The sequence below is a fragment of the Verrucosispora sp. WMMD1129 genome, from assembly GCF_029581255.1.
GTDB classification, from domain to species: Bacteria; Actinomycetota; Actinomycetes; order Mycobacteriales; family Micromonosporaceae; genus Micromonospora; species Micromonospora sediminimaris.
Window position 1 is genome coordinate 2,350,866 of sequence record NZ_CP120741.1, and the last position, 19,397, is coordinate 2,370,262.

The window sequence follows — 19,397 nt, forward strand, 5'->3', positions numbered from 1 at the left end:
CGTGCACAGGATACGGGGACGCTCGATCAGCGTGCGTAGATCCACCGGTGCCCGGGCCACCCCGGGTCGGTGGTCTTCCACCTATGAGGAGGTTTCGTGGCACGACGCCGCTTCGCGGGGATAGCAGCCAGCGCCATCGTCCTACCGTTACTCGTCATCGCTCAGCCGACCGCCGCCTCGGCCACCCCGGAGGCCACGACCGTCAAGCCGGTGCCGGCCCCGGCAACCGGGCTCGCCAGTGACGTCCGGGAGCTGACCCGCAAGGACTTCACCTTCAACGGGCAGCGTCTGGAGGCACCGACCCAGTACCAGCCGCGTACCCAGGCCCGGTCGAAGGCCGCGGCGGCCGAGACGCCGCCGGTCGGCACGGTGCGGCAGTGGCTCGCGCTTGACGACTACCTGGGCGAGATCTACCTGAAGGACTACACGCTGCGCGGCGTGGGCGACAACATCGAGGTGTGGGTCGCCAACGACACGGAGTTCCCGGAGGGTGACTGCCGCCGGCAGATCCCGAACTCCACGGTGGTCACCGACGAGCAGGTCGCGGGCCTGGTCCACGAGTTCGACACCAACATGTACCCGAAGTCGACGGCCGCGTTCAGCACCCCGCCCGAGCGGGACGGCAGCAACGCGCAGATCGGCGGGGACTTCACCGGTGCCGGTAACCGGACGGTCACGCTCGTCGACAACGTACGCGACGACAACTTCTACGACTTCCCGGCCGCCCCCAGCTACATCGCCGGGTTCCACTTCTCGCTCTTCAACGAGCTGCTCGACCGCAACATCATGACTGTCGACGCGTTCGACTGGGCGCACCGCACCGGCGCGAACCCGCCGAACGAGCCGACCGACGACCTGTGCACCAGCCGGCCGGCCCGCCCGCAGCTGTACGAGGGCACGTTCATCCACGAGTGGCAGCACCTGGCGCACTACTACACCGACCCGTTCGAGACGACCTGGCTGAACGAGGGTCTTTCCGACTTCGTGCAGACGCTCGCCGGGTACGTCGACGCCACCGCCCGGGTCGACGAGCCCGGCACCGACAGCCACATCTACTGCTTCCAGGGCTTCGGCATCGTCCAGACGGACTACAACACGAATCCACGGGACTGTGGTGGCCCGGAGAACTCGATAAACCTGTGGAACGAGGGCAGCACGTCGAGTGGCGTGCTGGCTGACTACGGCAACGTCTACTCGTTCGTGCTGTTCCTGTACGACCGCTACGGCCTGGACTTCATCTCGCGGCTGCACCGCGACGGTGAGCTTCAGGGCTTCGCCAGCCTTGAGGCTGCGCTGAAGGCCGAAGGCGTCAAGGACATGTACAAGGTGATCCACGACTACCAGACGATGAACCTGGTGGACCGGATCGTCGGGAACTCCAAGCGGGGCATCATGCTCGGGGTGGACAAGCGCCGGGTCACCACGGCCAGCCTCGACGCCACCGTGAACCTGGCCAACCCCGCCTCGTACGCGGCTGGCGGCGCAGCACCCAACGGCGCCGACTACGTCACCTTGCAGAAGGCCAACGGTAAGCCGCTTGGCCTCGGCGATCTGCGCTCGATCAAGTTCCAGGGCGCGAAGACGTTGCCGCCGGTCCCGCTGGCCTGGCAGGTCGTCAGCGACGACCCGGATCGCAGCGGCAACCCGGTGCTGTGGTCCGGCAACGGCAACAGCCTGGACGTCGCCGCGGTCACCCCGGTGACCGTGCCGGCCGCCGACCCGACGCTTACCTTCCTGGCGAAGTACGGTGCCGAGGCCGGCTACGACTACGGCTACGTCAGCGTCTCCACCGACGGCGGCGAGAGCTACACCGTCATCCCCGGTGAGGAGACCGTCGCCGGTCCGCTCGGCCCGGCGCTGAACGGCACCACCGACGGCTTCCAGCCGCACTCGTTCGACCTGTCCGCGTACGCCGGGCAGGACGTGCTGGTCAGCTTCCGGTACGTCAGCGACGGCGGTGTCAACGAGGGCGGTCTGCTGATCGACGACATCGCGGTCGGCGGCACGCTGGTCAGCGACGGTTCGAGCCTGGAGCCGTTCGACTCGCCGTCGGAGATCAACCCGACGCCGGTGGCGAACTGGAACGTCCGCTTCGTCGGCATCAACGAGAAGCTCAAGCTGGCCTACCAGGTGGAGGCCGACGGCAAGTCCAACTTCACCCTCGGTCTGATCCAGACGGCGCTGCTGTCCGCCTTCCCGAAGGTGGTCGCCATCGTCGCCTACGACGAGCCGACCGAGCAGGTCACGCAGTACGCCCCGTACACCCTGACGGTCAACAACGTGGCGCAGCCCGGCGGCGCTCCGCTGAGCTGACCCTGAGCAGAGACTCCCGGTGCCGCGCCACGCGGCACCGGGAGTTCTCTGTTTCCGCCGGGCGAAGCTGCCGGATCCGGCGACGCGGCCCGGCGTCGGTCCCTAGCCTGGCCAGCAGAGGCATCGTCGGGGGCAAGCAGCCGGGGGAAACCATGACCAACGCGATAGGTGACGCACTTGATGGCGTACGGGAAGTCGAGCTGACGGTGACCGGCCGCAGGACCGGGCGGCAGATCACCCATCCGGTCTGGTTCGTGCAGGAGGACGACAACGTCTTCCTGGTGCCGGTGACCGGCTCGGACAGCCAGTGGTACAAGAACGTCCAGCAGACTCCGATGGTCCAGTTGGCCGTCGACGGCACCGCGCTGAGTTCCAGCGCCACCCCGATCACCGAGGCCGACCGGGTCGACCACGTCGTGGCGATGTTCCGCGACAAGTACGGTGCTGACCAGTTCGCCTCGCTGTACCCGAAACACGACGTCGCCGTCCAGGTCCCCCTCGGGTAGCCGTCGCAGATCCGGGTTACCTTGCTGCGATGGAACAGCGACTCAGTCTGATCACGCTCGGCGTCGCCGACCTGGTCCGGTCCCGCGACTTCTACCGGCAGCTCGGCTGGCAGGGCCAAGAGGTCGAGCAGACCGTGTTCTTCCAGGCCGGCGGGCTCGCCGTGGTGCTGTGGGCGCGGCAGTCGCTGGCCGAGGACGCCGGTGTCGAGGACCGGGGCGCGGGCGGGTTCGCCGGGGTCGCGCTGGCCCACAACGTACGCGAGCGCGCCGAGGTGGATCAGCTGATGGCCGCCGCCGCCCGGGCCGGTGCCAAGGTCACCCAACCGGCCCGCGACACCTCCTACGGCGGGTACGCCGGCTACTTCACCGACCCGGACGGGCACCTCTGGGAGATCGCCTGGAATCCCGGCTTCCCGATCGCCGCGGACGGCACGATCACCGTCCCCGACTTCGACGCGCCCTGACCCGACCTGGTTTCACGGGTCTCGTCATCACCTCACGCAGGTCACTACCCGGCGGTCCGGGGACCACCTGCGCCGGTACCCGCCGCCGGGGCAACCGACGAGGCGCCCGCCGTGGCATGCTCTGCACGGCCACTCAGCTGATCGAGGTGTCGTCATGGAGCTGCGCAGGAATCGACGTTCGCTGGCGCCCGGGGTGCTGCTGCTCGCGTTCGGGGTGTCCCTCCTGCTTGGCTCTCCCGGGATGGGCGCATCGGTCTTCGCCGGAGCCGCACTGCTGACGGGTGGTTGGATCACCGCTCGGTCGCTGCGACCGTTCCGGTTCCGGATCGGCCCCGACGGGCTGGACCTGAGGGTCGCCGGGCTCAACCGGTTGGTGCCGTGGGCCGAGATCGACACGATCGTGCTGGGCCAACCCGCACGGGCAGCGGCTGCGGGACCGGCTACCCCGTCGTTGCTGCTGGTCCCGGGCGTCGGGTCGACAATCGACCGTCCGCTCGTTGGTCGGAGCCCGGTCGACGACCGGCCCGCCCTGGTGCTGCTCAGCCTCGCCGACGTGCGGGAGTCTGCGGACGAGGTGGCCGCCGAGTTGAACCGGATCAGCGGTGGTCGCTTCACCGACGCCCGGCAGGATCGAGCCGAGCTCCGGGAGGGCCAGCCGGGAGTTGTCTCCGAGCCGGTCTTCGACACGGCGCTGCGCGGCTATGAGAAGCGCATGGTGGACGACCTGGTCCGGCGGGGCCTGGACGCGCTCGCCTCGGGGACGGCAGCGCAGCGTCAGGCGGTCAGGGCGGAGCTGGACGGCAGGACGCTGGAGGTCGCGCTGCGCGGCTACGACATGGGGCAGGTCGACGCCTACCTGGAGCGGCTCTCCGCCGCGCTCGCCAACGAGCCGGGAGAGCCAGCACAGCCGGAACAGCCCGAGTAACCGGCAGCAGCCGGAGCTACTACCGCACGCGGGCGGGGCGGGCGAGGGTCAGCAGCATCAGGAGCGAGGCGGCTGCGGCGGCGCTGAGCACCACGGCCATCGGGAGCGCGCTGCCCTCGCCGCCGAGCCCGACAAGTGGAGCGGCGCTGGCGGCGACCACGGCCTGGATGCCGCCGAGCAGTGCTGCGGCGGTGCCGGCGCGGGCGGCGTGCCGGTCCAGGGCGAGGGCGGTCCCGTTGGGCATCACCAGGCCGAGCGAGCCGAGGAAGACGAAGAGCGCGGCGATGACCACGGGCAGGTTGTTCAGCAGTGCCCCGGCGAGCACACCGAGGGCGGCGAGCAGGCCGATACCGAGACCGCCGACCAGCAGCGGTCGGGGATCGTAGCGGTCGAGCAGGCGGGCGTTGAGCTGGCCGACGGCGACGAAGGCGAGCGCGTTGGCACCGAAGACCAGGCTGAACGTGCTGGCGGAGAGACCGAAGACGTCCTGGAGGACGAACGAGGAACCGGACAGGTAGGCGAAGAGGCCGGCGAAGGCGAGGCCCTGGGTCAGCGCGTACCCGAGATAGACGCGGTCGGTGAGCAGCGTGCGCCCGGCGGCGGCGGTCGCGGCCAGGCCACCGGTGCTGCGCCGCGCGGCGGGCAGGGTCTCCGGTAGCCGCAGCGCGACGGCGGTGGCGAGCAGGGCACCGACCAGGGCGAGGGCGACGAAGATCGTGCGCCAGTCGCCGACGTTGAGCACCAGGCTGCCGAGGGCCGGGGCGACCATCGGCGCGATGCCGAAGATCAGGACGAGGCGGGAGAAGTACTTGGCGGCGGCCCGGCCGGAGTACAGGTCACGGACGACGGCGCGGGCGACGACCGTGCCCATGCCACCGGCGAAGCCCTGTGCGAAGCGGGCCACCGCGAGCGTCTCCGCCGACGGTGCGAGGGCGCAGACCAGCGACAACAGGGTGTACGCGGCGACGCCGACAAGCACCGGAAGGCGTCGCCCCCAGCGGTCGCTGAGCGGGCCGGTGACGAGTTGGCCCAGGGCCATGCCGATCAGGCAGGTGGTCAGGGAGAGCTGGATCTGTGCCTGGCTGGCGGCCAGGTCGCGGGTCATCCCGGGAAACGCCGGCAGGTAGGTGTCCAGCGAGAGCGGACCGATCGCGGTGAGCGAACCGAGCAGCACCAGCAGCCCGAGGGCGGCGCGGCCGGTGGGTGGGGTGATGCGCTCCGGCGGGCGTACGGGCACGTCGGTCTGCGGCATCGATTCCCCTCGGCAGTCGGCGCCACCACGGCGTGGCCGGCTGCCGGGGGCGTTCGGCTACGGTAGCTCTGCCTACAGAGGTGTTGCAGCGTGAAGGGGCGGCACTGTGACCGACGAGACGCTCGACCAGCTCGGCGCGGCCCTCAGTGACCTGCACCGGGTACTCCGCCGTCGGGCCATCCAGCGGACCGGACGTGCCGCCCTGCCGGACGCGCAGGTCGAGGTGCTGCGGCTGGTGCAGCGTCAGCCCGGAATCAGCGTCCGGGAGGCCGCCGAGCGTCTGGGTACCGCCGCGAACACGGTGAGCACCCTGGTCGGCGAACTGACCACCGCCGGTCTGCTGCGCCGGGACCGGGATCCGGCCGACCGGCGTACCGTCCGGCTGGAATTGACCGAGGTGGCGTACGAGCGCATCGCCGCCTACGGGCAGTACCGCCGCGAGCTGATCGCCGCCGCCCTGGCCGACCTCGACGCGACCGACCGGGAGCGGCTGGCCGCCGCCGTGCCCGCCCTGTCCCGCCTGGCCGACCGCACCGCCGAGCTGCCCTAACCGGCCCGGATCACCTCGTACAGTGCGGTCCAGTCCTGGTCGCCGTGGCCGGCGGCGACCGCCCGCTGGTAGTGCGACCTGACCGCCTTCGGCAGCTCGACGTCGACGCCGACTGTCTCGCTGGTCCGCAGGATGTGCTCGGCCGTGGCGCCCATCATCCGCGCCGTGCTCAAATCGCCCGGGTGCTCGCCGGCCTCCAGTGCGCGCGCCAGTCCCAACCCGTCGCCGATCATCGCCGGGATGTCGGTGAGCGTGGTCAGCGCGCCGGGCAGGAACTCGGCCGCTGGTACGCCCGCCGCTGTGACGAGCGCGGTGGCGTGCAGCAGGCTCGACAGGCAGGTGAGGAAGACGTCGAGGTGTGCCTGGTAGAACAGCTGCGCCAGCCCCGGATCGGCGCCCAGGTACCTCGGCTCGCCGATGATCCGCAGCACCGGTTCGCTGCGTTCGTACGCCTCGCGGGCTCCGCTGTAGAAGACGTACGAATCGCTGGTGCCGATCATGGGGGCGGGCACCATCACCCCGCCGGTCACGAACCGCGCACCGTGGCTCGCGGCCCACGTCGCCGCCTGTCGCGAGGCGTCGGGGGTGTCGGAGCTGAGGTTGACCAGGGTGCGGTCGGTCAGGGCCCCGGCCGCGCTGGCCACCGGGCCGAGGATGTCGTACATCGCCGGGTAGTCGGTGAGGCTGAGGATCGTCAGTTTGCTTGCGGCGACGGCGGCTGCCGGCGACGGCGCGAGGGTGGCTCCCCCGGCGACCAGGGTGTCGGCCCGGCTCGGGGTGCGGTTCCACAACGTGACCGGATGTCCGACGCGCATCAGGGCGGCGGCCATCGCCTGCCCCATCGGCCCGAGGCCGATGACGGTGACCGGTCGGAGATCGCTCGTCCCGCTCATCGGACACTCCTCAGTTCCTCGAACATACGGGCGGTGCCGTGCTCCCCGAACCCGGCGGCGAGCTGCCGACGGACCATGTCGTGCGCCGGCTTGAGCACCTCATCGGTGACGCCCTGCCCGGTGCTGGCCTGCATCACCGTGTTGAGGGCCGTCTCGGTGAACCGCAGGCTCTGCTGGCCCGGCCCGAGGTAGTCCTGCTCGTCGATGGTCGCGGCGAAGCCGGCCAGTTGCTCCGTCATCGCGGCCAGGAACGGCGCCTGCCGCCGGACGAACTCGCCGGCCGGCACCCCCTCGGAGCCGACCATCGCCGCGCCGTGCAGGAAGCCGGCGAACATCGCGTACATGCCGGCGAGCATCGCCGTGTCGTAGAGCGCCGCCATGCCCGCGTCCGGCCCGAGATAGCTGTCGGCGATGACGGCGCCCCGCTCGCCGAGGCTCTGGGCCCGGTGACCTGTGCGGTTCCAACAGGCGACCCGGTGGCCGGCGTCCAACGCCGCTGTCGCGAGCGCGCTGCCCATCGCGCCCAGTCCCAGGAAGGTGGTGCTGACTGTCATTCGGTGGCCCCCTGCTCTGTCCGGTGATCTGACGGGCGCGCCGATCACCATGGTTGGCGACCACAATCGAGCGGGCAAGTACCCACTATTCTGTTCGATACTTACCTACAGGTAAGTGATCAAGATCGGCTACCGGGGAGGCGGTCCATGGCGTCGGGTGACAGGTGCGGCCCCTACATCTGCGGGATCGACGCCGCGATGGACGTGGTGTCGGGGAAGTGGAAGTCGTTGATCCTGTGGGAGCTGGACAACTACGGCACCCGGCGGTTCGGTGAGCTGAGGCGGGGCCTGCCCGGGGTCAGCGAGAAGATGCTCATCCAGCACCTGCGGGAGATGGAGCAGGACGGTCTGGTCCACCGCGAGGTCTACCGCGAGGTCCCGCCCAAGGTGGAGTACTCCCTGACCGAGCACGGCCGGTCGCTCAACGAGGCGCTTGGCCCGCTGGGCGAGTGGGGGCAGCGCCGCGCCGAGCGTCTCGCCGCCGAGGCGGCGGCAACCAACCCCTGACCGTGCCCCGTCGTCCGTCGACGGACGTCGGCCGCGCACACCACCCAGCGGTTTCGGGGATAGTGCGGCCTCGCACCCGGCGCCACCCAGCAACTTCGGGGATAGTGCGGCCTCACCTGGCGTTCCCAACGTCGTGCGGAGGCGGCGCCGGGTGGGTCAGGCCGTGACGGTGCGGCGTACGCCGCCGTGCAGGCCGCAGGCCCGGGGGCTGCCGCCGGCCAGGCTGACCTTGCCGTTCTCGCACTGCACCAGGTAGCCGCGCCCCTCCCAGAAGCCGGGCACGCAGTCGAAGTGGTCGCACACCTCGCGGGCCGGTTCACGGACCCGTTTCCCGCCGCAGAAGTCGTACCCCATCGGGTTCTTGGGGGCGCCGCAGCGCCGTTCGGGTTTCGGGCTGGCGGTGCTGGTGCCGGTGCTGCGCGGCGCCGCCGTGGCGCCGGTGCCGCGCGCTGCGGTCGAGGTGCTGGTCGCGGCCGGCGCTCCGGTCGCGGCCACCGCGGTCTCGGTGCTGGTCGGGTCGGACGGGCCGGAGTTGGCCAGGGCCACCGGCACCATCACGGCCAACGCGGCAGCGACCACGGCGGTCCGTCGGCCACCGGGAATGAGTGCCAACAGCCGGGCCTGCCCGGGGGTGGCGATGCCGGGACGGGACGGACGCAGCCGGGCGTGCTCGTCGATCAACTCGTCGAGCTGGTCGATGACCGCCTGGCGCTGTTCGATGGCGTCGGCGAAGGCCAGGGTGAGCACGAACCGGAACTCGGCCGCCACGTCCGGGCGCAGCAGCACCCCCGAGGTCCGCCGCCGGTCCAGCACCTGGATCAGGGTCACCGACGCGTGCGGGTCGTGGTTCAGACCGGTCATCCTGCCGTACGCCCAGTCACGTCGGCCCCGCCCGCCGAGCAGCACCAGCCGGCGGTTGGTGACCACCGCCATGCCGGCGTCGGTGACCCGTACCCCGTCGGGCAGACGCCGACGCAGCCGACCCGTCTGCGCGCCCACGGTCAGATCGGGGGCGGGCAGTACGGCGTTGTGCCGCATCTCCACCAGTTGCGCCGCCGGCACCACCCGGAGCACCACCTCGCCGGGGGCCAGTTCCAGCGGAAGGCCGTCGCCGGCCGTGGCCGAGCCCTGGCACTGCTCGGCGAGCGTACGCAGGCGGCGCAGTTCGTCGTCGCGTCGCCGCCAGGTTCCCTCGGCGCTGCGGAACAGCCGCAGCCTGCGCTCGTTCTGCCGGCGCGCCCACCGGTACCGCCATGTCGAACCCGTCGAATCAGTCCTCGCCACGCCGAACTCCTTCGCCGTGCATGCCACCAACCGCAGGCCACCAGATGGGGTGTCACAGTGTTAACGACTGCGAGCACCGGCATGGACACGGCCAGAAGTGGTCGAATTACCCGATCGGTGGAGCAATAAGGACGAGATGGTGGTTTTGCCCTGCACCATTCACCTTTCCTCCCGCGGGCTGTGACGCGACAGGTCACCCGTACGCCAATCAGTCGTACGGGTAGACGAGAGGGCTGCCGCCCTGGTGGCGGTGGCACGTGACGGCGAATCTGGTGACGAGGTGCTGGCGATACCGGATGGCGGTCATGTCGGTGGATTCCAGCCGGCGGTGGCGGTGACCAGCGGCACCGGCGGCCACACCGACTCGGACCTCGCCGCGTTGGTACGAGCCGCTCAGGATGGTGACGAGGATGCGTTCCGGCTGCTGTACCGGCAGGTGCAGCCCGGCCTGCTGCGCTATCTGCGGGGCATGGTCGGCGCCGACGCCGAGGACGTTGCCTCGGAGGCGTGGTTACAGATCACCCGCGACCTGCGCCGATTCCGGGACGAAGGGGCCGGATTCCGGGCCTGGACCGCCGGGATCGCTCGACACCGGGCGCTGGATCACCTACGCCGCCAGGGACGGCGGCCCGCGGCGACGGTGTCCGTCGACGCGCTGGTCGACCTGCCTGCCGGTCAGGACACCGCCGATCAGGCCGTCCAGGCCGCCGCGACCCGCGCGGCCATTGAGTTGATCGCCACGCTGCCAAGCGACCAGGCCGAGGCGATCCTGCTCCGGGTGGTGGTCGGACTCGACGCCCGGGCCACCGCCAAGGTACTGGGCAAGCGTCCGGGCGCGGTGCGTACCGCCGCGTGGCGGGGTCTGCGCCGGCTGGCCGCGCGCCTCGACCCGCAGACCGTTCGGGACGGCGCCATCGCGCCCGAACCGGGATTACGCCCGCCCACGCCCACGATGCGCCGACTCGCGGCGGGTGAGTGACGCAATGATCCGGGACGACGCCAGGGAAAACGAGATGAGCAAACCATCACCTCGCCGCATGGACAGAAAGACCGCTGATCGGCTACTGGACGCCGACCCGGTCGCCCTGAGCCAGGCCGGTCCGCTCGCTGCCCCGTTACGCGCGGCATGCGGGCCGGCACGACACGACGAGATGGCTGGGGAGCATCTGGCGGTGGCTGCATTTCGGGCTGCCGCTGATCTCGCCCCCGAACCTCGACCACGGAGAGAATCAATGCTCAAAATCACGCTGGCGAAGCTGCTCACCGTCAAGGCCGCGACCGTCATCGCCGCCACTGGGCTCGGTGGCGTGGCGCTGGCCGCCGGTACCGGCGCGCTACCCAACCCGCTGGCCGACCCGACGACACGCCCGACGACCCAGGCCCCGGCAGCACCTACCGTCACCCCGTCGCTCCCGGTCGGACCGGCTGACCGGGCCGGCGCGAGCGACGGTCCGTCGCCCTCGCTGACAGGCATGTGCCAGGCGTACGCGGCCGGCGCCGCCACCAACCCGGGCAAGGCGTCGGAGAACCCGGCCTTCGCCGAACTGTTCGAGGCGGCCGGCGGTGCCGGACAGGTCGACGAGTACTGCGCCGCCGCCGCGTCGGAGGACCGCGATCACCCCACGGGCGCGCCGAGTGGTGCCGGGCGGCCGACCACCCACCCCACCCCGAACCCGCGTGGTGCCACACCGACCGGCCGTCCCGACACGGCCACCACCAAGCGGCCCGGTGGCGTCCCGACCGTGACCGTGCCCGGTGTGCCTAACGGGAGCGTTCCGGCCGCGACGCCCCGCACCCCCGGCCGCTGACCGCGGGGCCGGGCGCGTTCTCCCCGACCCGTCCGGCCCCGCGCCCACCTCGACAGGCGGTCAGGGTGATTCGACCGTGCTGATCAGGAACTTCTGGACTTCGGCCTCGACGATCGCCACCTGCTGCTCAGGTTCGGGGCCGGCGCCGCGGAAGTCCAGCAGTTGCTCCTCGGACTCCCACCGCTCGTAGACGTTGATCCGACCCGGCTCGATCAGGTCCGGACTGATGGCGAAGTCGAGGCAACCGGGTGCCTCGCGGGCCTGGCGGACGATCTCGGCGCAGGTGGCCAGGTAGTCGTCCCGCCCGGCGGGGTCGACCTGTAGCGTGCCGGCGACGATCAGCAAGGCAACCTCCGAAGATCGGGAGAGCGGACGCCAGTCATACTCTCCCGATCCGCGGTCGTCCGCACGCCCGATCAGGCGCGGCTGATCGCGTTCGCGTGAATCGCCTCGGACAGGTACTCGGTCAGGCCGGGAGCCTTCGCCTCGTAGTGCGCGGTGAACCGTTCGTCGGCGAGGTACAGGTCGGCCAGCCCGGTGTGGATCTCGTACGAGCACTCGTAGAACCAGCGGCTGATCTGCTGCCGGTGCTCCTCAGCCAGCTCCATGGCCTCCGGCCCGTCGGCCGGCGCGCCCGAGGTCAGCAGCGCCACGATCCGCCGCCCCCAGTCCTCCGTCTCGGCCTTGAACCGCTCCCAGTCCTGCTTGCTGTAGCTCGACGTCCGCCGGGTCGACTCCCGGTACGCCTCGGTGCCGCCCCACCGCCGCTCCGCCTCCTCGGCGTGCGCGTCCGGGTCGAAGTCCCCGAAGACCTCGAACCGCTCCTGCGGGGTCAGTTGGATGTTCATCTTGCTCGCCTCCATCGCGAATTCGATCGCCGCGACCATCTCCTGAAGGCGCTTGATCCGCACCGTCAGCAGCTCGTGCTGGCGGCGCAGGTGCGCTCCCGGGCCGCTCGCCGGGTCGTCGAGGATCACGGCGATCTCGTCCAACGGGAACCCCAGCTCGCGGTAGTACCGGATCAGCTGCAGCCGTTCCAGGTCCGCCTCGGAATAGCGGCGGTAGCCCGAGCTGCTACGTCCGCTCGGCGTGAGCAGACCGATCTCGTCGTAGTGGTGCAGCGTCCGGACCGTCACGCCGGCGAGCTTCGCCACCTGACCAACCGTGTAGGCCATGGTTCCCCCTTTCCGGGAACCACGGTCCCGCCTGCCGTTACGTGAGGGTCAAGCCAGATTCTGCGACGCCGGACACCTCCGGCGGGTCGGCCTTCACCAGGACGGTACGCAGCTCGGCCAGGCCGGTCGGGCGGCCGTAGCGGTAACCCTGCCCCTGCATGCAGCCGATCGCGACCACGGCCTCGTGCTGCCGCTCGGTCTCCACCCCCTCGGCCACCACGCTCAGGTCGAACGCGCCGGCCAGCCGGGTCACCATCTCCACCGTCGCGTACGCCCTGGTGTCCTCGGGGATCCGGGCCACGAACGACCGATCGATCTTCAGCTCGGTCGCCGGGATCCGGTGCAGGTAGCTCAGCGACGAGTATCCGGTGCCGAAATCGTCGATGGCGATCCGGATGCCCAACTCGCGCAGCTGCCGCAGCCGGTCCAGCACCGCGTCGCTGCCCTCGATCAACGCCGACTCGGTCAGTTCCAGGGTCAGTGCCCGTGGTGCCAGCCCGGCGCCCGCGGTGGCCTCGGTGACGGTGGCGATCAGGTCGGGGCGGCGCAGGTGCGACGCGGCGATGTTCACCGCGACCGTCGCCGACGGAACGTGGTCCTGCCAGGTGGCCGCCGCCCGGCACGCCTCGTGGATGACCCACCTGTCGATCGGCAGGATCAGCCCGGTCTCCTCGGCCAGCGGCAGGAACCGGGCCGGGCTGAGCACGCCCAGCCGGGGATGCCTCCACCGCACCAACGCCTCCGCGCTGCGCACCGCCCCGGTGGCCAGGTCCACGATCGGTTGGAACTCCAGGTGCAACTGCTCCTCGTCGACGGCCCGCCGTAGGTCGGCGATCAGCTCGGCCCGGCTCACCGCCGACTCCCGCAGCCCCTGCGTGCACCGTCGGTACGCGGACTTGCCGGCCGCCTTCGCCGCGTACATCGCGATGTCCGCGTCGCGCAGCAGATCCGTGTGCGAAATGTGCTGCGGCCCGTACTCGGCGATACCGATGCTGGCCGAGGGGTGCACCCCGACCAGTTCCTCCCCGGGCGATGGTTGCAGCGCCGCCAACAACCGCTCGGCCAGTCGTTCCGGTGCCAACGGCCGCCCGTCGGTGACCAGCACCGCGAACTCGTCACCACCGATCCGGGCGATCATGCCGTCGTCACCGACCGCCCGACGCATCCGCCGGGACAGGCCGGACAGCAGCGTGTCGCCGGTGGTGTGCCCGAACCGATCGTTCACCTGCTTGAACCCGTCCAGGTCCAACAGCAGCACGGCGACCCGGTCGGTGCCGCGCAACGCACCACGCAGCCGGCGGGTGAACGCCAGCCGGTTGGGCAGCCCGGTGAGCTGGTCGACGTAGGCGAGCTTGCGTAGCTGCACCACCAGACGCAAATTCTCGTTGGCCGCCAGGCCCTGCCGAAGCGCCAGCATGGCCAACAACGCCATCATCGCCAGGAAGATCGGCGTCGGGGTGTGACCGCTGGCGTCGCGGGCCAGCATGGTCGCCACGATCGCCCCGCCCACCGGCAGGTAGGGCAGCACCACCCGCCACCACGGCGGCAACGGCGCCTCCCCGGCCTCCTCGACAGCGCCGTGGTCCCGAGGTGGGGGCATTCCGGTCGCCATCACGATCAGCAGGTAGCTCACCGGCCAGAGCACGTCGACCGGGGTGCCGGGCTGGTAGGTGCCGGCGGCCACCAGCGCCACGTAGACCGTGTCGGCCACCGCCCGTACCGTCAGGCCCACGCCGAGCAGCGCCATCGGCCGCCACACCGGTCGGCCCGGGCCGACCACCGCGACCAGGATGGTCAGCTGCATCAGGTCGAACATCGGGTACAGCAGGCCGGCGGTGCGTAGCGGCTCGTCCAGGTCGGCCAGACTGACGTTGCGGAAGATCAACAGCCAGCCGATCGGAATCAGCGCCAGCCCGACGATCACCCCGTCGAGCAGGGTCCGGGCCCGACCCACCGTGGTACGCGGCGCGGTGACCGAGCAGAACAGCGCGGCGGTACCGGTCAGCAGGCTGGCCGCGAAGATCAACCCGATTGGCAGGGTGTGTGGCAGGCTCTCCCCGAGCAGCCGCTGGGAGGTCCACAGTGCTCGGCCGGCCAGCGACAACGCCATGGTGGCGGCCAGCAGCAGCCAGAACCGGCGCAACGTCGCCGGGTGCCGGCGGGCCGCCGCGACGCAGGCCACCGCGGCCCAGCCTGCCACGGTGAGCGCACCCAGATCGCTGACCAGCGCGCTGGCGGGCAGCCCCAGCACCAACCAGAGCGCCTCGATCGCGACGACGACACCGGCACCGACCAGCCCCACCCGGCCTACCCGGTGCGTTCCGGGCGAGCGCGCGGCAGCCCGCTCGATGTCCTTTCGCGACACAGCGATCGCTCCGGCTCTCTCTCGTGCGTACACCCTCGACGGCGAGGTCCTGCCCTGGCAAACCCCGAAAGCCTAGCCACGCCCGCAGCCGCCCCGCCAGATCCACCGGTAGGCAAGTCCACAACCTTTGACTCGCCGGGCACCACCTGGTCTCCCGCCGACCACCTCGCGACTCGCCCGGCTGCGGCGATGCGGGCAGCGCCCCGCTCGCGGTCGCTTCGCTGTATGCCCTGTCGCGCCCGCCGCTCCCCGGGGCCGCGCCTTCCGCTCCACCCCACCGGCCACGCCCCACCCCAACACGGAGCGTGACGCGCTGCGGCCATGACAGCGCATCACTAAGCGTGACCGTCCAGCCTGCCACCGACAACGATGCCTGCCGCCTTTGCTCTGCTTCACTATACGCAACCCCACTTTGAGCTGGCCTTACCGGTGAGGTGCCGGGTTGACGCCAGTTACTCAGTGCAACCGGTGCGTATAGTGAAGCAGAGCAAAGGGGCCGAAGGTGAGGTTGTCACCCCTGGCGGGAGACGATTACCGTCCGCGATCGACGGTCGGAGATCCGGCTGGGCACTGGGTGAGTTGTCGGGGCGGGTGGTCCGTCGGGGCGGGTCTTCCGCTCAGGCCCATTCCTCGTCGGGTGCCGCCGCTGCGGTCGCGGGTGGGCCGCCGTGCGTCCACGGGGTCTCCTCGACGGCCGGAAACGCCGCAGCCGGCACGTAGGCATCGCTCAACGTGGTGTAGCAGAGCCGCTCTCCCACCTCCGGCACGCTGCCCGGGCTGGCCGTCAGGCCGCGTCCCATCCCGCCGGACAACTCCAACACCACCTCGGTCTTGCCGTCGGCCGTCGGGGTGACGAACACCGTCCGCGCCTTCTGCCCGGGACGGGACGGGCTGGACAGCGTCGCGCCGACCGGCACCAGCACCGGATCGGTGGTCATCAACTGGATGCGCGGGCGCAACACCGGCCGGCGGCCGGAGTCATCGACCCGGGCCGGGTCGGCCAGCAGCACCTCGCCGACGAACGCCTCGCCGGTCAGCCGGTACTCCGCCATCACCAGCGGGTCGTCGTAGGCCCGCTGCACCGCGTAGGTAGCGGCGGCCCGCTCCAGGCGGTGCAGCCGGGCCGCGGCGGCCACCGCACCGTCCCGGCGCGGCTGCGGCGCGCCGTCGGAGTCGAGGTGGTCGGCGTGGGCGGTGAAGGCGTCCCGGTCGCCGTCCCATCGCCCGGCCACCCGGGCGCCGGGCGGCAGGGCACGCAGCAACCCCAGGCCGCGCCACATCAGCTCCCAGGTGGGCGTCAGCTGGTCCCGGAGCAGCCGCTCCAGCTCCGCGTACGCCTCGACGCGCGTCGCCTCGTCGTCGGCGGCGGAGTACGCCTCGATGGCCGGCGCCAGCAGCCGGTTGTCGAACTCGGGATCGGTGGCTGGGCCGGCCGGCGGACAGAGCGACGGGTCCTCGGCCCGGGCGGCGGCGTCGGCACCGGAGAGCCCGGCCGACGGGGCGATCCAGCCCAGCAGTGCCGGCAGGTGCAGATCCTCCACCGCGCTCTGCCCGGTCGCCCAGTGCAGCGTCAACGCCTGCGTCATCGCCACCAGCGCCGACGAGCCGGGATGCTCGGCCCGTTCGGCGAAGAAGGTCAGCCAGCGGCCCAGCAGTGGCACCTGCGGCGGCACCGGATACTCGCCGTCGACCCGGCGGAACCGGGTGGACCGACCGAGCAGCCGCAGGAACGTCACCCCCGCCGGGTTCGGCACCAGCAGCTGCGGGGCGTCCAGGTACCGGTACCGGACGTCCCGGCCCCGGTCCACGGCGACCGCCTCGTTCGCCGTGCGGTGGGCGTCCACATACGGCAGTACGACCGCGGCCAGCTCGGCGGCGAACGCGAACCGTTGATCCCGGTTACGTGGCTGCGGCACGATCAACAGGCGTCCCTCACCAGGAGCCGAGCCGACCATCGCGGCGAGCGGAGCGTTGGCTTCCCCTGCCATCGCCAGCGGCACCAGCACCAGAGGTCGCCTCGACAGGTGCAGATGCCGCACGGTGGCCACCGGTTGGGCGACCCCCGTGGCCACCGCCTGTGCCGCCGCCAGCGCCCGCAGCGTACTCATGCGCTGGCGAGGGCGTCGGCGCGCAGGCGGGCCGCGGTCCGCAGCAGCGCGGCAGCCTCCGCCCGTTCAGGGTCCGTGGCGGTTTCCCCACCGGCGAGCGCCAGCACCTCGGCGACGTCGGCGATCCCGCCGAGCGCCTCGCGGACCGGGCGGCCGAGCGCCCCGGTCTGCCCCTGCGCCTCGTGCCGGCAGAGGTACGCCAGCTCGCAGCTGGCCAGGCAGTCGGGGGCGTACCGGGCCGGCACCCGGGCCAGCGAATCGGCCAGGGCCGCCGGATCGGCCGCGGGATCGGCGGTGAACTCCGCCGGCACGTCGGCCAGCAGCGTGTCGAGCCGGTCCATCCGGTCAAGTTGCCGGCGCACCACAAGGAGTTGCCGGCGGACGTCGAGCAGGTGCGCGACCGGCTCGTTGCTGAAATCCCGGGGGCAGACGAGCACCACCTCGTGCGACACGAGCTGCGGGTCGTGGCCCCGGGCGGTGAGCAGCTCCCGCAGGGCCAGCACGTAGACGGCGGACTGCACCGCCGCGCCGGCCAGCTTCGCCGGGTCGGCCTGACCGTCGATCACCGGGAACGACTTGATCTCGACCACGTGGAACCGGCCGCCCAGCCGGGCGGCCACCAGGTCCGGCTCCAGGTGTACCCGCTGTCCAGCGACCGTCAGGCCGAGCATCGGGTGATCGAACAGCGCCGCCGGTTCATCGACACGCGGCGGCTCGTCGGCACCGGGTGGGTCGGCGGTGTCGGATTCGACAGACGACAGCGCCTCGGTGAGCAGGGCCGCCGAGCGTCTGGCCCGGGTGGCCGGGTCGTCGCCGGCGTCGAGGTCCGTCCAGTGGACCGCCGCCGGCACCGGTACGCCCAGCCGCTCCGCGACCAGTCGCAGCAGCTCGGCCCCACCGTCGGCCTTCACCTGAGCCTCGAACATGTTGCCCCGGGTGATGGCGAAGCGGGACTGCCCGAACCGGGCGGGAAAGCCGACCCGCTCGGCCAGCGCCGGCTTGTCCACCCCCGCACCGTCGAGGACCGCCCGGCGGGTGCAACCCGGGTTGCCGGTCAGCGCGGCGATCGTACGGGCGTTGTGTCGTTTCGGCGGTGCGTCGCCCCGGATCGCGGCCAGTCGCTGCTCGGTGTCCGTCACGACAGGCCACGATAGCCGTGCCGGCGGGTCCCGGCCCGTCGCCGACGCGCCGGGGCGGCCCGGGCACGGACGGTCACCGTGACTGTCGCCGGTGATCGTCCGTGCCGCCGCGGGTCAGCCGGCCGTGGCGCTGGTCTCCTCGGGCAGCCAGATCGGCTGCCAGTCGGGCACCTCGTGGAAGCGACGCAGCTCGGCCCACCCGGACACGATGCCGGACCAGGCCGCGTACGGGGGGTTCTGCTCGTCGAAGCCGCTCTGCACGAAGGTCAGCTTTGTCTTCCCCTCGGACTCGGCCAGCTCCCAGCTGGTGACGCCGTTCGGTCCCCAGTCGACGGACATCTTCCGGCCCGGCTCCAGGTCGACCACCTTCGCGGCGAAGCCGCTGTCGAAGCCGCCCATCGCGTACCGGCCGCCGACCCAGGGCTCGATCCCGATCGGGTAGCCGAACCAGGCGCTGGCCTGCTCGGAGTCGGTCAGGGATTCCCACACCTTGGCGGCCGGCGCGGCGATCTCGATCTCGCCACGGAAGTCGGCGCTGGTGAAGTCCGTCCTGGGCAGCAGCGGCTGGCCAGCCAGGTGGGCCTCCAGGTTGGCGATGGTGAGCGCCCAGTAGGTCTGGAGGACGCCCCGGATGCTGGTGCCGTTGACCACGTCGCTGAAGTCGAAGTGGGTCTGCGACAGCCGCAGCACGGTGGCGTCCGGCCCGTCCGCGCTCAGCGTGATCTCGGTGGTGGTCTCCACCCCGTCGAGCAGCCAGGCGAAGCGCAGCCGATCGTCGTCGGCGTGCAGCACCCGCTGATGTGGAGCATCGCCCTCGGGCGTGTAGCGGCCCCAGAACTCGTACCGCTCGGGCAGCTCGACCTCGGCGTGCTCGGCCAGCCAGACGCGCAGCTCGGCGGGGTCGGTCAGGGCCTGGCGCACCCGCGCGATCGGCACGGCGAGGCGGGCGGCGATGGTCATCGGTTCAGTCACGGTCGGTCCCCTTCGGGTAGCAGGCCACGGCGAGCTTGAAGGCGTCTCCCTCGGCGCCGCCGTAGCGGGTGAACAACTCCTGTAGCGCGGACTGCAGGTCGTGCAGAAACTCCTGCCGGCGTTCGGCTGGCACGCGGATCTCGCCGGAAACGCCGATCGACGGCAGTTCCGGGGCGGAGCGGTCCAGGGCGGCGACGTCGGCCTGGACCTCCTCCATCAGGTCCAGCAGGTAGCCCAGGCTCAGCTCGTCGCGGGCGCGGCGCAGCCCGATCCGGCCGACCAGGCGCGGTGAGAGCCAGTACGACCGGGCGGCTGCCTGGTAGATGCCTTCGGTGATGCCGCGGACCTTGCGCTTGTCGACCTGCTCGACCAGCCCGGCCGCGACGAGTTGCTTGACGTGGTAGTAGACGCGCTGTGGCGTCTGCTCCAGCCGGGCGGCCACCTCGGTGCAGGTGCGTGGCTCGGCCAGCTGCCGCAGGATCTCGACGCGCTGCGGTTTCAGCAGCACCTCGGCCTGCTCAAGCTGCTCCAGGTACAGGACATCTCTCATAGCAAAATCAGTTTGTACGTAAAAAACTTCCT

At 71.4% G+C, this 19,397-nt stretch carries 19 protein-coding genes; 8 read left to right on the forward strand and 11 right to left on the reverse strand.

Annotation, left to right across the window (positions count from 1 at the left end; translation table 11 throughout):
- Window positions 1-96: 96 nt before the first annotated feature.
- The 4 genes from O7624_RS10730 to O7624_RS10745 all read left to right on the forward strand — a co-directional run bounded on the left by O7624_RS10730 (window position 97) and on the right by O7624_RS10745 (window position 4,208).
- Window positions 97-2,313, forward strand: a complete 2,217-nt coding sequence (locus tag O7624_RS10730) for a choice-of-anchor J domain-containing protein (RefSeq protein ID WP_282239895.1) — start codon at window positions 97-99, stop codon at window positions 2,311-2,313.
- A gap of 152 nt (window positions 2,314-2,465) precedes the next feature.
- Entirely contained in the window at window positions 2,466-2,819 is a 354-nt protein-coding gene (locus O7624_RS10735) for a nitroreductase/quinone reductase family protein (RefSeq protein WP_282239896.1), read from the forward strand.
- Window positions 2,820-2,848: 29 nt separating this feature from the next.
- Window positions 2,849-3,283: a VOC family protein gene (locus O7624_RS10740; RefSeq protein ID WP_282239897.1), complete on the forward strand. Its 435-nt coding sequence runs from the start codon at window positions 2,849-2,851 to the stop codon at window positions 3,281-3,283.
- A gap of 154 nt (window positions 3,284-3,437) precedes the next feature.
- Window positions 3,438-4,208, forward strand: coding sequence for a DivIVA domain-containing protein (locus O7624_RS10745; protein WP_282239898.1), 771 nt, complete (start codon window positions 3,438-3,440; stop codon window positions 4,206-4,208).
- Between the two features lie 19 nt (window positions 4,209-4,227).
- Here O7624_RS10745 and O7624_RS10750 read toward each other — a convergent pair whose 3' ends face one another.
- The gene (locus O7624_RS10750; protein ID WP_348774979.1) at window positions 4,228-5,460 is read right to left on the reverse strand and encodes a multidrug effflux MFS transporter; all 1,233 of its coding nucleotides are present in this window, start codon (window positions 5,458-5,460) and stop codon (window positions 4,228-4,230) included.
- A gap of 106 nt (window positions 5,461-5,566) precedes the next feature.
- Here O7624_RS10750 and O7624_RS10755 point away from each other — a divergent pair, with 106 nt between their 5' ends.
- Entirely contained in the window at window positions 5,567-6,010 is a 444-nt protein-coding gene (locus tag O7624_RS10755; RefSeq protein WP_282239899.1) for a winged helix-turn-helix domain-containing protein, read from the forward strand.
- On the opposite strand, the gene O7624_RS10760 is transcribed toward O7624_RS10755, so the two are convergent.
- Complete coding sequence (locus O7624_RS10760; RefSeq protein ID WP_282239900.1) at window positions 6,007-6,903, reverse strand: NAD(P)-binding domain-containing protein; 897 nt, start codon at window positions 6,901-6,903, stop codon at window positions 6,007-6,009. The genes O7624_RS10755 and O7624_RS10760 overlap by 4 nt on opposite strands.
- On the reverse strand, window positions 6,900-7,457 hold the full coding sequence (locus tag O7624_RS10765; RefSeq protein ID WP_282239901.1) for an NAD(P)-binding domain-containing protein: 558 nt from the start codon (window positions 7,455-7,457) through the stop codon (window positions 6,900-6,902). The genes O7624_RS10760 and O7624_RS10765 overlap by 4 nt, the downstream gene beginning before the upstream one ends.
- A gap of 147 nt (window positions 7,458-7,604) precedes the next feature.
- On the opposite strand from O7624_RS10765, the gene O7624_RS10770 reads away from it, so the two are divergent.
- Window positions 7,605-7,964 (forward strand): helix-turn-helix domain-containing protein, encoded by a 360-nt coding sequence (locus O7624_RS10770; protein WP_282239902.1) that lies wholly within the window; start codon window positions 7,605-7,607, stop codon window positions 7,962-7,964.
- 156 nt (window positions 7,965-8,120) lie between these two features.
- Here the strand turns inward: O7624_RS10770 and O7624_RS10775 are convergent, their stop codons facing one another.
- Window positions 8,121-9,248, reverse strand: a complete 1,128-nt coding sequence (locus O7624_RS10775) for a hypothetical protein (RefSeq protein WP_282239903.1) — start codon at window positions 9,246-9,248, stop codon at window positions 8,121-8,123.
- Between the two features lie 250 nt (window positions 9,249-9,498).
- Here O7624_RS10775 and O7624_RS10780 point away from each other — a divergent pair, with 250 nt between their 5' ends.
- The gene (locus O7624_RS10780; protein ID WP_348774980.1) at window positions 9,499-10,227 is read left to right on the forward strand and encodes a sigma-70 family RNA polymerase sigma factor; all 729 of its coding nucleotides are present in this window, start codon (window positions 9,499-9,501) and stop codon (window positions 10,225-10,227) included.
- Window positions 10,228-10,480: 253 nt separating this feature from the next.
- Window positions 10,481-11,056: a hypothetical protein gene (locus tag O7624_RS10785; RefSeq protein ID WP_282239904.1), complete on the forward strand. Its 576-nt coding sequence runs from the start codon at window positions 10,481-10,483 to the stop codon at window positions 11,054-11,056.
- A 60-nt stretch (window positions 11,057-11,116) separates the two neighbouring features.
- On the opposite strand, the gene O7624_RS10790 is transcribed toward O7624_RS10785, so the two are convergent.
- The 7 genes from O7624_RS10790 to O7624_RS10820 all read right to left on the reverse strand — a co-directional run bounded on the left by O7624_RS10790 (window position 11,117) and on the right by O7624_RS10820 (window position 19,365).
- Window positions 11,117-11,401: an antibiotic biosynthesis monooxygenase family protein gene (locus O7624_RS10790; RefSeq protein WP_093401992.1), complete on the reverse strand. Its 285-nt coding sequence runs from the start codon at window positions 11,399-11,401 to the stop codon at window positions 11,117-11,119.
- A 71-nt stretch (window positions 11,402-11,472) separates the two neighbouring features.
- On the reverse strand, window positions 11,473-12,231 hold the full coding sequence (locus O7624_RS10795; RefSeq protein ID WP_282239905.1) for a MerR family transcriptional regulator: 759 nt from the start codon (window positions 12,229-12,231) through the stop codon (window positions 11,473-11,475).
- A 37-nt stretch (window positions 12,232-12,268) separates the two neighbouring features.
- On the reverse strand, window positions 12,269-14,596 hold the full coding sequence (locus O7624_RS10800; protein ID WP_282239906.1) for an EAL domain-containing protein: 2,328 nt from the start codon (window positions 14,594-14,596) through the stop codon (window positions 12,269-12,271).
- A gap of 617 nt (window positions 14,597-15,213) precedes the next feature.
- A complete protein-coding gene (locus O7624_RS10805; protein WP_282239907.1) occupies window positions 15,214-16,704 on the reverse strand; it encodes a hypothetical protein in 1,491 nt (496 codons plus the stop codon).
- Complete coding sequence (locus O7624_RS10810; RefSeq protein WP_282239908.1) at window positions 16,701-17,843, reverse strand: hypothetical protein; 1,143 nt, start codon at window positions 17,841-17,843, stop codon at window positions 16,701-16,703. Before O7624_RS10810 ends, O7624_RS10805 begins: the two co-directional genes overlap by 4 nt.
- Before the next feature lie 114 nt (window positions 17,844-17,957).
- On the reverse strand, window positions 17,958-18,815 hold the full coding sequence (locus tag O7624_RS10815) for an SRPBCC domain-containing protein (RefSeq protein ID WP_282239909.1): 858 nt from the start codon (window positions 18,813-18,815) through the stop codon (window positions 17,958-17,960).
- Complete coding sequence (locus O7624_RS10820) at window positions 18,808-19,365, reverse strand: helix-turn-helix domain-containing protein (protein ID WP_093401997.1); 558 nt, start codon at window positions 19,363-19,365, stop codon at window positions 18,808-18,810. The genes O7624_RS10815 and O7624_RS10820 overlap by 8 nt, the downstream gene beginning before the upstream one ends.
- Window positions 19,366-19,397 lie beyond the last annotated feature (32 nt).

Excerpts from the sequence above, each read along its gene's own strand:
- O7624_RS10735 (WP_282239896.1), top strand. The coding sequence starts at position 2,466 with ATGACCAACGCGATAGGTGACGCACTTGATGGCGTACGGGAAGTCGAG.
- O7624_RS10740 (WP_282239897.1), top strand. The coding sequence starts at position 2,849 with ATGGAACAGCGACTCAGTCTGATCACGCTCGGCGTCGCCGACCTGGTC.
- O7624_RS10745 (WP_282239898.1), top strand. The coding sequence starts at position 3,438 with ATGGAGCTGCGCAGGAATCGACGTTCGCTGGCGCCCGGGGTGCTGCTG.
- O7624_RS10750 (WP_348774979.1), bottom strand. The coding sequence starts at position 5,460 with ATGCCGCAGACCGACGTGCCCGTACGCCCGCCGGAGCGCATCACCCCA.
- O7624_RS10760 (WP_282239900.1), bottom strand. The coding sequence starts at position 6,903 with ATGAGCGGGACGAGCGATCTCCGACCGGTCACCGTCATCGGCCTCGGG.
- O7624_RS10765 (WP_282239901.1), bottom strand. The coding sequence starts at position 7,457 with ATGACAGTCAGCACCACCTTCCTGGGACTGGGCGCGATGGGCAGCGCG.
- O7624_RS10770 (WP_282239902.1), top strand. The coding sequence starts at position 7,605 with ATGGCGTCGGGTGACAGGTGCGGCCCCTACATCTGCGGGATCGACGCC.
- O7624_RS10785 (WP_282239904.1), top strand. The coding sequence starts at position 10,481 with ATGCTCAAAATCACGCTGGCGAAGCTGCTCACCGTCAAGGCCGCGACC.
- O7624_RS10795 (WP_282239905.1), bottom strand. The coding sequence starts at position 12,231 with ATGGCCTACACGGTTGGTCAGGTGGCGAAGCTCGCCGGCGTGACGGTC.
- O7624_RS10805 (WP_282239907.1), bottom strand. The coding sequence starts at position 16,704 with ATGAGTACGCTGCGGGCGCTGGCGGCGGCACAGGCGGTGGCCACGGGG.
- O7624_RS10820 (WP_093401997.1), bottom strand. The coding sequence starts at position 19,365 with ATGAGAGATGTCCTGTACCTGGAGCAGCTTGAGCAGGCCGAGGTGCTG.